At 39.4% G+C, this 13,731-nt stretch carries 8 protein-coding genes; 1 reads left to right on the top strand and 7 read right to left on the bottom strand.

Annotated features, from left to right (window positions below; all coding sequences use genetic code 11):
* Positions 1-5 precede the first annotated feature (5 nt).
* Positions 6-1,010 (bottom strand): permease, encoded by a 1,005-nt coding sequence (locus tag DFR58_RS06715; protein ID WP_114297044.1) that lies wholly within the window; start codon positions 1,008-1,010, stop codon positions 6-8.
* Between the two features lie 15 nt (positions 1,011-1,025).
* The gene (locus tag DFR58_RS06710; protein WP_423230831.1) at positions 1,026-1,397 is read right to left on the bottom strand and encodes an ArsR/SmtB family transcription factor; all 372 of its coding nucleotides are present in this window, start codon (positions 1,395-1,397) and stop codon (positions 1,026-1,028) included.
* 426 nt (positions 1,398-1,823) lie between these two features.
* Here DFR58_RS06710 and DFR58_RS22150 point away from each other — a divergent pair, with 426 nt between their 5' ends.
* Positions 1,824-1,985 carry a hypothetical protein gene (locus DFR58_RS22150; RefSeq protein ID WP_207659147.1) on the top strand — a complete coding sequence of 54 codons (162 nt, stop codon included), beginning with the start codon at positions 1,824-1,826 and terminating at the stop codon, positions 1,983-1,985.
* A gap of 57 nt (positions 1,986-2,042) precedes the next feature.
* Here the strand turns inward: DFR58_RS22150 and DFR58_RS06705 are convergent, their stop codons facing one another.
* From DFR58_RS06705 to DFR58_RS06685, 5 genes are all read right to left on the bottom strand, one after another.
* A complete protein-coding gene (locus tag DFR58_RS06705) occupies positions 2,043-3,647 on the bottom strand; it encodes an alpha-L-rhamnosidase-related protein (RefSeq protein ID WP_114297043.1) in 1,605 nt (534 codons plus the stop codon).
* A 349-nt stretch (positions 3,648-3,996) separates the two neighbouring features.
* Positions 3,997-4,833: a carbohydrate ABC transporter permease gene (locus tag DFR58_RS06700; RefSeq protein WP_114297042.1), complete on the bottom strand. Its 837-nt coding sequence runs from the start codon at positions 4,831-4,833 to the stop codon at positions 3,997-3,999.
* The gene (locus tag DFR58_RS06695) at positions 4,830-5,558 is read right to left on the bottom strand and encodes a carbohydrate ABC transporter permease (protein WP_207659145.1); all 729 of its coding nucleotides are present in this window, start codon (positions 5,556-5,558) and stop codon (positions 4,830-4,832) included. The genes DFR58_RS06700 and DFR58_RS06695 overlap by 4 nt, the downstream gene beginning before the upstream one ends.
* A gap of 249 nt (positions 5,559-5,807) precedes the next feature.
* Positions 5,808-7,154 carry an ABC transporter substrate-binding protein gene (locus DFR58_RS06690; RefSeq protein WP_114297040.1) on the bottom strand — a complete coding sequence of 449 codons (1,347 nt, stop codon included), beginning with the start codon at positions 7,152-7,154 and terminating at the stop codon, positions 5,808-5,810.
* 296 nt (positions 7,155-7,450) lie between these two features.
* The gene (locus tag DFR58_RS06685) at positions 7,451-13,264 is read right to left on the bottom strand and encodes a putative Ig domain-containing protein (RefSeq protein WP_170138058.1); all 5,814 of its coding nucleotides are present in this window, start codon (positions 13,262-13,264) and stop codon (positions 7,451-7,453) included.
* Positions 13,265-13,731 lie beyond the last annotated feature (467 nt).

The raw sequence follows: 13,731 nt of genomic DNA, 5'->3' as shown, positions 1-13,731 counted from the left end.
TTATCTTAAATTATAAGATACCCAAATGCGTTAAAGATGTATCCAATCAAAATAATACCTATAGTAACAATACCTGCGAATATAAGCAGCAGCCTTGTTTTAACCACTTTCTTGAGCATAATCATCGATGGAAGTGAAAGCGCAGTCACGGCCATCATAAAGGCCAATACCGTACCAATGCCTACACCCTTTGAAACTAAGGCTTCGGCAATAGGAAGCGTTCCAAAAATATCTGCATACATGGGAACGCCGACAATTGTTGCTAATAAAACGGAATACCATTTATCCAAGCCAAGTACTGCCGATATTATTGACTCAGGAACCCAATTATGGATGCCTGCTCCGATTCCAACTCCCACTAGAATATACAGCCATACTTTTTTAATTATATTTAAAACCTGTTCTTTGGCAAAATCTATTCTTTCACGCGTTGTCAGTTCCTCTTGCGCTGCTTCAAACACCTTGTTGTTAAATACAAAAGGCTCTACATACTTTTCAAGCTTTGATTTGCTGATGATAGTTCCTCCTATAACCGCAAGTATGATACCTACAACTACATATGATATTGCAATTTTCCAGTTAAAGATGCTGGCCAGCAGAAGAACAGAAGCCAAATCCACAAGAGGTGAGGATATTAAAAATGAAAATGTAACTCCTATCGGCAGACCTGCACTTGTGAAGCCTATAAACAATGGAATGGAGGAGCAGGAGCAAAAAGGCGTGACAGTTCCCAGCAAAGCACCTAATATATTTGCTGAAATCCCATTGTATCTGCCTAATATCCTCCTGGTTCTTTCAGGCGGAAAAAAGCTTTGAATATATGAAATCGTAAATATCAGGACTGACAGCAATATAAATATTTTAATTACGTCATAAATAAAAAAGTGTATGCTTCCACCTAACTGTTCCTGGACACTCAGTCCAAAAACGTTTTCTACAAGAAGCTTTATTAAATTATAAAGCCACTCCATTTTAAGCAATTGATTATTCAACCATTCAAATACAAACAAAACATCATCTCCAGCTTATTTATTCTTTTCCAATAAGGACTTTGTTTCCTCTATTTGCCTTAGTATGATACCTTCTGCAATACCAATCATCTGGTACACCTCAGGACTTTTTATACGATATATCACCATAAGCCCGTCTTTTTTACTGTCAACAATGCCTTGGTTTTTCAGTACCGACAAGTGCTGAGATGTATTGGACTGCTCCGACTCCAGTTGGGGCAGGATCTCACAGACGCACAACGGCTTTTCCTTTAAAAGCCTTATAATCTGAAGCCTCGTCGGATGCGATAGTGCCTTGAAAATATTCGAAACAAGCTGATTTCCCATATTTGACATAAGTAATTCTCCAATCTGATAGGCTGCGTTTATTTCTACATGCTCAACCATTTTCTTTGCACAGGATACAGCACCGCCATAATTTCATGTGGTTTACAGATACAAGCCTCAGACATAAATTCAACCCAATTCCGTAATGCATTTTAGTATATTAGTTTTTCCTAATATACTAAAAATATTATATCCCTCATTCCATGAAATGTCAATATGAATTTTTTCGTCCATACATATGGCCAATCATTTCCTTAATTGAAAAAGTAAACTCCACCCATTTTTTAAGTCAGGTGGAGTTTACCTTTACAAATCTGAGTAAGTAGGCCATGTGGAATTTACCTTTGCAAACGCAAGCTATTAAAGTAGCTTTTATGCCGCGAAAGCCTCTTGACAATGAGTAGGATGGCATGTTAGGCTGTCGAGTCAGGCATCATCCATGCTACAGAGCAGTACTCCTTTGTTCAGAATGGGTGGTGCCGGTAAATGCCTGATAATATGCCATCAGAGGCTCATTGTCAAGAGGACCGTGGAATAAATGTGGAAACCATAGTCTATTTTGTGGTAAAATCTTTTATAAATTCGTGTCCGAAGGGCGCAACGCTATGCCTTAAAAGAGTGGATTTTACCTTTGCAAAAAAAAGTTAGATTTCACACTCTTATTTGTTATACGCAAATTTCAGTAAAAACAGGCCTTTTACTTCTTCATTTTACCAAATTGCTTTTTAAAATGCAGTTTTCCTGCATGAAGTAGTTTCTGATAAAATATGTCGGTGTACAGCTCCATGCGTGGCAATAGCTATTTATTAAGTTACTTCCATAAGGTGAGTAATTTTTATCTTCCGGGTTATACAGCTCCCAGAAAGTGTCCGCTCCATCTTTTATCATTTCTCCCCAATAGGCTTTGATCTGTTCAATAGCAAAATCTTTTTTCCCAGTTAATATAAGAGCGTCTACTAAATGATGATACGCATATGGAGTTGTAAGCTTCAATTTGGGTTGTTTTTCAAACAGTCTTTCCATCAATGCTTCATTTTCTTCTTTTGTCAGGACCTCCGCAAGAACCATCCATATTTGTGATGCCCACGATATTTGCTTTGTTTTACCGCTTACAAAAAAGCCTTTTTCTTTATCCCATAGATAAGTAATGGCAGCGGCAGAAACTTGGTTGACCTTTTCTTTTAAAAAATCTTTTTCTTTAAAGTCCAATTCTTCAGATAATTTCAGGGCTCTTTTCATGCAATATATCAAAACAGCTTGAGCAGGCGTTTGTTTATTTAAATCTTCGTGCCAATCTATAAATGCCCACCATTCATTATCATCTCTCTCTATATTATTCTCATCCAATCTTTCTAAAGCAATTTCAATTTGTCTATATGCAGACTCCCATAAATCTTTTAAAGTCTCCATATCCCCTGTCGCCTTATAATAGCTGTAAAGACAGTCTACAAAGAGAAGTGAATAATCATAAAGAAAAGTATTGTCGGCTGTTACCTCAGGTTCTATAAACAAACAGGAGGAAATTTGTCCATCTTGCCTTGTTATTCCTGCAAACAGATATAAGCATCTCTTCACCAAATCATAATTTTTAAACGTTTTATAATTTGCTATAGCCTGCAGTCTCAAATCCCCTATCCACAACCTTCTATCTCTCTTTGGACCATCTTCAAATACCTCCTGCATACAATCCTGCAGAGTCTTTATACTTACCCTATCTATTTCAATGAGCTCCTTATCAATCATAGAGGGAAGTTCTTTAACAGCTGATAAATCTGCAGATGTTACAGTTTTGCAATAAATCTCATCGAAAGATACTTTATATTTAGGAGAGGTATCTATTACTTCTGCTTTCAAGTATCTGAAGCTATATCTTCTAGGTAAACTCAACACTTGCGGCAGTATATCTATATTTATTATTTCTTCTTGAAGCCAGGAACTACTAATCCAGCCGTTATATTCTGAAAAAGGCTCTTTAACTTCACAGGGCATTTCACCAAAAATCAGCTTTAAGCGTAGAGGCGCATCAGGAGGACTCCCTACAGGTCTTATTTTCATAGTCAGATAACCTACTTCATGAGCCCCAAAATCCAAAATAAATTTATCGCCCCTGCCACAGGCATACTCTCTCAAATTATCTATACTATCTGCTTTATTAACTTTCCAACCATGAATTACTGTTTTATCTCTTACTACTTTAACTATATCTTTAGGATAGATTACTTTTTGAATTAACCTTGGTTTTAAGCCCTCCGCTATTTTAAGGAATTTATCGTTTTTCCTGAGTTCCATTTCAACCGTTTGTATCTTCATATCGCTTATTGCATTTCACTCCCCCAACTATATAAATTAGGATATAAACTATCTAATAAAGAATGTAAAATAATTTCCGGAAGAATAATTTCCCCGGAATGCGTAACCGTGATATAATTTAGGCTAATTAAATTCACAAGCGTCTTCTACAGGTATACATGCTTCTATAGTTAGAGTAGAAATTATTCTGGAGGATATTATTTTACATCCTCCGTTATCCGATATGCAAAAGCCTAAATTATATAGTTTCACTTTCAATATAATCACCATTATTTAATTTTCATAAAAATCTTTAAGAAAGTTTGAGTAGTATCTCTTAGTCTATGCAAAAAAAAATTTACTTTCTATCTCACCCTTTAACTGCTCCAGATGCAAGTCCACTCATAAAGTACTTTTGCAGTACACCAAAAGCGAGAATGAGCGGTAATGCACATAGGAAACAAGCTGCAAATAGAGTATTCCATTGCGTTGGATTTTCCTTATCACCCATAAATCCCAACATAGCAAGTGGTAATGGCGTTTGACTGCTTTTAGAAATAAAAATCAGATTGAAAAAATAATCATTCCATATCCACATACCCTGCGTAATTATTACCGATACTGTAGCAGGTAAAAGTAGCGGGAATACTATAATCCAAAACCTTCGAAAAAGTCCTGCCCCATCTAGATATGCAGCTTCCTCCATTTCCTCAGGAACACTAGCTTTTATAAAGCCTGTATACAGAAAAGATGAGAACGGTATGCTGCATGTCACAAACATAAGAATTGGAGTAAACTGTGTACTTGGTATATGAAGTCCCTTTATCATTTGAACTATAGGGATTATTACCATCTGGCCCGGAACAATTAGCCCTGAAAGGAAAAACAGGTACAAAAACTTGCTGACATTGCTTTTTATTCTTGCCATAGGATATGCAGACATAGAAGTAACTACAACGACAAAAGCAACTGAAATAATCGTCAAAATAAGGCTGTTTAACAATGACCTGGAGAAATTCATTCTTTCAAAAGCTAGCTTATAGCTTTCCAAAGTAAACTCATTAAAAAGGTTTAAAGGTGATGTCATATTGTTAGGAGAACGTAGCGAGCTTGACAATGCAATAATAAGCGGATACATATTTAGAATAAGAAATAGAATGATGCCTGTATGGATCAGAATTTTCTTAGGGAAATCTTTCTTGCTCATAACGATACCTCCTTTTTTCTTAAATTCATCACCAAAATGCCCGTAATTATTATAATTATGGTAAATGCTACCACTCCTAGCGCAGAGGCCTTACCGAAAAGCTGTTCATTATATGCATATTTAAAAATTTTAAATATCAATGTGTTCGTAGCAGTTCCAGGTCCTCCATTTGTCATTATAAACGGATAATCAAACGCTTTAAGCCCGTTTACAACGCTAAGGGTGACATTTATAGTAATTGATGCAGCCAGCAAAGGAATCCTTACATATCTTGTCAATTTCCATGAGCTACAGCCATCAATTTTACCTGCTTCAATAAGCTCATTAGGTATAGTCTGCAAACCAGCTAAGAATATTATAGTGTTCGTCCCTATATTTTTCCATATTTCAACAAATACAATTGCGTATAATGCTGTCGTTCCAACACCTAGCGGATTAAAGTCCGATCCATCTATTCCAATTGCTTTTAGGACTGAGGAAATAAGTCCGCTATCCGGCATATATACGTAGCTCCATATGAAGCCTACAACAATTGCACTAAAAAGAGTCGGTATGTAAGCTACAGAACGGTATACACCTTTACCGGCTATGTTCATGTTCAGAATAAAAGCCAGACATAAGGAGAATATATTACCAAACAAAACAAAAACAGCAGTATATATTAATGTGTTTTTAATGGAGTTAACTAGAACCCCCTCTTTAAAAAGCGATATATAGTTATCCATACCAATATAATTAAACTTTTGTACAAAACCATTGTAATCAGACACGCTATATTGAAATATCTTTAAGATAGGAAATATCCAAAATAGCAGATAAAAAATTAAAGCCGGCAGTACAAATAAGTACATCGATCTTTTCATTACCGATGAATTCATGATAGTCAGTCCTTTCGTAGCTTGTCTCCTTGTAATCTCGAGGGGATGGCCTCTGTCTGCCGCCCCCTGAAGATTACATAATATTGTAGAATGCTGTTAATTCTTCCAAAGCTCCTTAAATTTTGCATCCATTGCTTTAGTTACATCTTGCGGAGTCGTCTTTTGTCCGCCAATCATCTCCTGAAGTTTTGTTTCCATGTCTGTTGCTACAGCGCCAGGCCACATCTGGTTGCAGAAATATACAGATTTTCCGTTCTGGTATATGTCATATACACCCTTAAATAATTCATTCTCTAAAGGAACACCCTTTACTACACTGATTGAACTGCTAGCATCACGATATGCTGCAAAAAGCGATGAGTTTACATCAAACCAGTATTCAAAAACCTGCTTGACAGCATCAGCATTTTTAGTGCTGGCATTTACGGCATACCCGGCAGCTGTGGAAGCTGAAGCATATGTCGCTTTACCAGACTCGTTGGCAGGTGTAGCCATAAACCCTCTTTCAAATTCAGCTTCTCCTTTAGCCATCAGGGTATTGTAATCCCATGTACCATCAAATATCATTGCAGCCTTTCCATCAATAAACATTGAGCAAGCCTGTGCACTTCCTATGCCAAGAGAATTTTTAACAACGTAACCCTTAGCATATAGTTCATTGAACATTTCTATTGCTTTAACCCATTTAGGGTTTGTCAGGGACTCCTCGCCTGCCTGAAGTTTAACATCAAAATCCATGTCATCAGGATATACAACATTAGCTGCTATCTGGTATAGAGCAAACTGGAGATACCATGGATCCTTGTCGCCTGTCACTATAGGTGTGATACCCGCGTCTTTAAGCTTTTGGCATACTCCAAGGAATGATGTCCAATCTTTAGGCTCCTCGGTAATTCCTGCTTTTTGGAAAAGAGCTTTATTATAGTATATTCCCAGTAAATCCAACCCTTTAGCTACAGCACGAACCTTTCCATCATAAGACATATCCTCAACAGCACCTTTAGCAAAATTGTTCCAGATGTTGTAGCCGGATATATCCATCAGATAGCCAGCTTTAGATAAGTCAATTGCTCCGCATACCCCGGTCTTAGGCCAAACTAAAAATATGTCAGGACCTTCACCAGCAGCCAGCTTAGTTTTAATTGAGGTGTTGTACTGTTCATCCGGAAGTTTTGTTGCTTCCAGATTGATATTTGAAAATTTTTCCTTTATCATTTTAGGTAAAATATCCAGTTCTATGTCTTTACCATCAGGAGATTTATTTCCGGACACCAACATTGTCAGTGTTACTGGCTTTACGTCTTCAACTGGTTTCTGAGTATCTTCCTGATTGTTTGTACCCCCTGTAGCTATTGAGTCTTCATTTTTCTGACTTCCACCACAGCCGCTTAACAAACTTAAAGCCAGTGCTAAAGCTATAATCACAGCTAAAATACGTTTCATTTAATTTTTCCTCCCAATAATCTCAATTTTGATTAGTTAAACATACTTAACACTACTCTATAATGGGCCCTTTTGATATTCCCCTGTGCACAATGTCATCTTATCATATATGTGGTGTACATACTTTGGCATTTATAGTGTACTATTTTTAGATTGCAAAACAGTGTTTTACTCACCATGAAAATGCCATTTGTAAGAAATATAAAGTAATTTTAGTTACAAGGCTCAGTACAGTTTCAAGCTGCACTAAGCCCTGCAATATTTTAGTGCTGTTTATAATGTTTGTTTTTTAGGGCTCAATTTTCCGAATAAATCCTATATAGAATTTGTGCCGCTTCAGCCCTTGTTATAGTTGAAGTAGGATTAAGGTTCTTGCCGCTTCCCTTGACAAATCCTGCTTTAAGCATTATTGCTACATTCTCTACTGCATAACTTGCTATCTGGGATGCGTCAGCAAATTTATCCATATCGCCGCTTCCTTTAGCCAGCTTCTTATTGGCTGCTTTAAGAGCGTTGACAGCCAATACCATCATATCCTGTCTGGATATATTTGTATCAGGCCTGAAATTACCGTTGTTCCCTTGGGCTATACCCAATTTCTTTGCAATCCCTATTTCCTGATAATATTTATCTGTGTCCTTCATATCAGCAAAGTTGGTTTCAAAGCTGGTTGATAAGTCTAATGTCTTTACCAGCCATGCCATGAGTTCACCTCTCGTGATAGCCTCGTCCGGCTCGAAGCTTGGGTCTGTTACTCCCTGTATTATACCTTTTGAAGCAAGTACTCCTACAGGTTTCACTATCCATGGGTACTTACTGATGTCATCAAAAGTTTTCTTCACAAATGCTGCAGCATACTTGCCCGAATATGTCGTTGTAAAGATTACTTTGCCGCTGTCCTTGCCATACCTGCTGTTTGGTATAGGTATCAGGCTGCCTTTTCCATCTACATAATATATAGTTATGTATTCGTAATCCTTTAGTTCTTCTGATGTCGGAGTATAGTCAATCGCAGCCGTGACAGGAGCATCCGGGTTATTCCACCTAATGGGTTTCCCATCAACCTTTATATTAAGCTCAACCACAGACCTGTTACCAATGTTTTTTCTTGCTTCGTCACTAAGGCTTGCATTATCTGCAACACCTATAGATAGCTCTACTGTCTTTGCCTTCTGCGCATCCTGTGCATTCAACATGTTCCCAGGTACTGTCACAGATGCAACAGGGGTCTTGATTTCAATCTTCATGTTACCTCCATTTGAAGTAACCATTGCTGCCGGAAGCTGCTGTAAATAATTCTTTGCACCTCCTACAGATTTTACATCTATTACAATAACCTTTTCTCCGCGTCCATTAGCTATTACCTGTCCAAAAGCCTTATTAAGTTCACTGGCGCTAACAGCAGACACTGCATTTCCATTTTGTAATGATGCTTTAATCTCAATTCTCCCGTCTTTTGGAGATGCATTGCCGGTATTGCTTGTGCCAGTTGTACTTCTAGGATTGTTATTTGGGGTGTAATGGGTCGTTTTAGTACTGATTTGAATAGCAAATGTCTTTTCTGCAATTCTACCTTCTGCATCTGTAACAACAATATTTACACTATAATTTCCTGCTGTAGCAGGTGTTCCCGATATGATACCGGTCAATGAATCCAGTTCAAGCCCGTTCGGCAATCCTGTCGCAGACCATGTATAAGGTGCAGTACCGCCTGTTACCGTAAGCTTTTGAGTATAGCCGGTATCTTCCTTACCCGAAGGAAGGCCGGTTGTTCCGATTTTAAGAGCTTCTACTTCAGGCGCAGCAGTAATCTTAATAGAAAATGTTTTTTCTGCAGTCTCGCCTTTCGCATCTACCACAGCAATGTCTACATTATAACTCCCGGCTGTAGCAGGCGTGCCCGATATAACACCGGTGGATGAGTTCATCTCAAGTCCTTCCGGCAGTCCCACAGCAGACCATGTATAAGGCTCTGTCCCGCCTGTCGCAGTAAGCACCTGGCTATAAACGGTATTTTCCTGACCCGAAGAAAGACCCGTTGTTTCAATTTCAAGAGATGGTACCTCAGATTGAACGTTAATTTTGATAAAAAATGACCTTTCATATGTTTTACCTTCGGAGTCCTCTACAACTACATATACGTTATATTCCCCGGCTGTAACAGGAGTCCCCGATATAACACCGGTGGATGAATCCATCTCAAGTCCTTCCGGCAGTCCTGTGGCAGACCATGTATAAGGCTCTGTCCCGCCTATCGCAGTAAGCGTCTCCTCATACAGGGTACCTTCTTGGCCTTCCGAAAGGCTGTCCGTTTCAATTTCAGGAGACATTCCCCCATCTTGGGCACTAATCTTAAGAGAAAATACCTTTCCGGCAGTTTTACCTTCTGCGTCCGTCACGATAATATTTACACTATAGCTTCCGGCCGTAGCAGGTGTCCCCGATATAGTGCCGCTGGATAGGTCAAGAGTAAGTTCTCCGGGCAATCCCTCGGCAGACCATGTATAAGGCTCCGTCCCGCCTGTCGCAGTAAGCGTCTCCTCATACAGGGTACCTTCTTGGCCTTCCGAAAGGCTGTCCGTTTCAATTTCAGGAGACATTGTCTCATCTTGGATATTAATCTCAAGAGAAAATACCTTTTCGGCAGTTTTACCTTCCGCGTCCGTCACGATAATATTTACACTATAGCTCCCGGCAGTAGTAGGTATCCCCGATATAACAGCAGTGGATGGATCCAGCGTAAGCCCTTCCGGCAACCCTGTGGCAGACCATGTATAAGGCTCTGTCCCGCCTGTCGCGGTAAGCGTCTGATTATAGGCGGTATTTCTCTCCCCATCAGGAAGGCCGGTTGTCTGAATTGCAAGAGATTCTTCTATGGTTTCAGTGCTAAATTGTATAGAATCTACACGTATATCCTTGCTTTTGAATACAAGATACAGGTTATGATATCCTGATAAAGTTGAGGTTAAATCTTCTGAAACATCAGTATAATCAAGCTCTATAACATCATAGTCAGTACCCTCAACATCCCGTGTTACCACCGATGTGGCATCAAATGAAAGAACAGCCAGCGTGATTCCCTCAGGTGAATCTGCACGTACCTCGATAACAGAGTTTGAATTAGTGGAAGCACCCCGTAAGGTAATACTTTTCATATCGGAAAGAGAAACCTGATTAAGTGCTACCCAAGCATCGTCATTTTTGGACATAACAGAATAATATCCATATTCGGCTGCCTTGTTCTTGAGACCCTCCGCAGTACGTATTTTTGATACTTCACGGTAAACAACATCTTTTGTCGCAAAGGCAGAATCATAAACATTAATTGCTTTACTTGAAGCGTCCAGTTCATGTATTACTCCTCCAGTATAATCAAATTCTTTGGTAAGAAGGATATTATCTGAGGATTTTCCTGCCATTATTGTGTATGAGCCTGTCTCTGTTACATAGCTTGAGCTGTTTACATCCCATACAGCAAAATCTGCCGGGTCTGCGGTAAGAGTCACCGTCTCTGTTTCCCCGGCCAGAATATAAACCTTTTCATAAGAAAGTAACTTTTTCTTGGGCACATATTCTCCATAGACAGAGTTGTCATTTTTAATGTAAATCTGGACTACTTCCGAGGTGTCAACCGTCCCTGTATTTTTTACATCAACCGTCACTGTAAAAGGCGAATCACCGCTCACATCCTCCGGCACTGAAAGATTTAAGTATTCAAACGCACTATATCCCAGTCCAAAGCCGAATTCATATGTAACATCGGCATCGGTGTACATATATGTCATGCCCGTATCCAGCGGATCGCCGTTTGTCATATCCGCGGTGAAACGTTTATCAATTTGTGCCAGTGTTGTTGGAGTTGCTATACCTTCAGGCAGAGAATATTCACTGATTGCAGGGAATGATTCTGTTCCTGAGTACCAGGTTGAAGTCAAGCGGCCTGTAGGGGCATAATCCCCGAACAGCACGTCGGCAAGGGCTTTGCTGTCATATTGTCCGGCATATGGCTGATAAAGTATAGCACCAACATTGTCATTATTTTGTACTTGTTTCATATTCACGGGATAGTTGGATTTTACAATAACGATTGTTTTTCCGGGGAAAGCTTCAGCCACGTTGTTTATTATTTCATACTGATCCTCGCCCAGGTCGAGATCGGAGCGGTCAGAGCCTTCACCGGTACTGTGTCTGGCAGGAGCACCTACAACAACAACAGCATAGTCATTGCTTATTTTCCAAGCTTGAGCATCAGCACCTGCTTCTTTTAAAACAATCTCATCAAATTTTTCGGCATTAGTACGTGCTGCCGCTCCGGCTTCATTAGCAAGCACACTGCTCGAAACAGTAATGCTGTCCTCTGAATCTACAGTTGCAAAACGGCCAGCTGTATAGTAAACAGTTTCAAACCCTCCACCAAAACTTTCATTGTAGCTTCCGCTAATCAATGATACTGTCCCATCAGCATTAACCTCACGTCGGAAACGCCCGGGCAGAGTGCTGGCAGTTGCCACATTCGAAAATGGATTTTCCGTTAAATTAAGGCTTGTACTATCAGTATTTGTAACACCGTCATTAGTAGAATATTTAAGCCATTTATTATTGGCTAAAGCTTTATAGCTATAACCACCCTGACCCCAGGCATAGGCTTCAAAGGCTTGGGAGTCAGTATAAGCCTTATCATCCTTTTCATATGTGTAGGTGTCTTCCGGCACAGATTCTGCTTCTGGAGGTTGATATGTCGCAGTCAACCGTTCCCCTGTTTCTTGCTCCGAAGCGGTAACAGTTTTCTGGTTTGATACTGATTTAAAGGCTACGATTTTAGCCCCTGTTCCATAAGTTACATTGTCTGTACCAATTGCGTTACGAACAGCTCCAAGCGGTGATAATCTGGAGTTTTCAATATCAGGCGTAGTACCGACAGAATACGTAGCTTTGAAGCGTGTATCAGCAAAAATGCCGGTCACTGCCACCTTGCTGTCTTTGCTTAACGGCAAAATATTATCTTTGTTCTTCAATAAAACCACACTTTCATGTGCAGCCTCCATTGCAACTGCTTGATTATCAGTTGATGTATAATTAACAGGAGATTTATCCTTCGCGAGATTTGTGAAGGGATAATCCTTTGCAGTTCCATCATCCTCTTTTTCACTGAAAAACCCTGTACGCACCCACATTTCAATTTGGCCACGGACACTTTCTTCTAATTCATTTCTTGAAACGCCAAATAATCCATTGGTTACAGCATTCACTAGATTAGTTTTGTTTGAAGAGAAAGTATTTGCATGATTACCAGCGAGAAGCAGCAATGCTGCTGATCCGTTTGCATCTGTATAGTTCTGATATCCGTTACTAAAACCGGAAGTCATTAACGTGTCAGCAAAAATAAAATCTCCAACCGGCATCAAACTGTAATGAGATGCGTTTCTGGCACGTATTATATTAGGAGAAACATGGTTTGGTATGCCGTTTGTACGCCCATAGGTAGTCATTATGCTTGTAACCAGACCAGAGCTTAAAGGATATAAAAAGCTCTTCATCTGATATTCATTAATAGCACGCGGGCTGGCATAAAACTGCCCACTGGTTCTAAACCACTGAGCCAGATAGTTAGTAAAGTGTTTGGTGCCCAACTGTGTTTTAAGCCAAAAACCATCTTCATTCCCTTGCTCTCCATAACCGGTAATTCCCGTAGACATGGAATTAACCATTGTACCCGCAAGGACAGGATCCTCTGCAAAGCCTTCTTCAAAACGTCCGCTAAGAGGATTAATCCTAAGGTCTGACACAGCGGAGAACATAAGCGTATTTGGATCGGTGCTGTTGACTTCACCTCTGCGCTCATTGCCCATTACCACACCTACTTCATTGACAAGTTCCTTGTTCCATGATTGTCCTAATGCAAGCATTGAAGGCATGTCGGTGCTAACACCCATAACGCGGTCTACACCGCCTGTAGCCGTAGCCGGAAGTGTATAGCCTCCTTCAATCACTCTTGGATTTTTTGCATTCTTTTGATCCGCATAGTATGAGAGATCATCAATGCTCATGTCTGCTAAGACCAGATCGACAAATGCATCAAGATGAGACGCTACTCCGTCGAAAATCGGCATATTACTGGCGTCCCTCTCGAAAGTGATAGTGCTTCCTTCCGCTGATACATGAGATGCCGGCATGCATGATATGATAATCAAGCACACAATCAAGAGACTTAACAGCTTCTTTGGTCTACTACAATAACTCATCTTTCAACAACTCCTTTTGTTTATTATCTATTTAAATTTAAATAGAACCAATTATTAATTGCAGCAAAGCCTTCATCTTGGTTAACAGGTGCAGTGAATAGCCTAAAAGTTTAAACTCATTTTTAAGGCTTCCTAAATTTGATTTTAAGTGGGTAATATTTATTTCTTCATTTACATTTTTTGTAAATCATCTTATTATAAGCTAACGAATTGCCATAAATGGAGTACTTGATATTTTCATGTAGCTACATCTTAGCACATTTATAGTGTACATAATTTAGTATTTATGGTATACTATTTTTAGATAGAAGGGGTGAGATCTATTAACTCATATT

Source organism: Anaerobacterium chartisolvens (assembly GCF_003337415.1).
In the GTDB taxonomy this organism is placed as follows: domain Bacteria; phylum Bacillota; class Clostridia; order Acetivibrionales; family DSM-27016; genus Anaerobacterium; species Anaerobacterium chartisolvens.
This window is presented reverse-complemented; position numbering and strand designations above follow the sequence as displayed.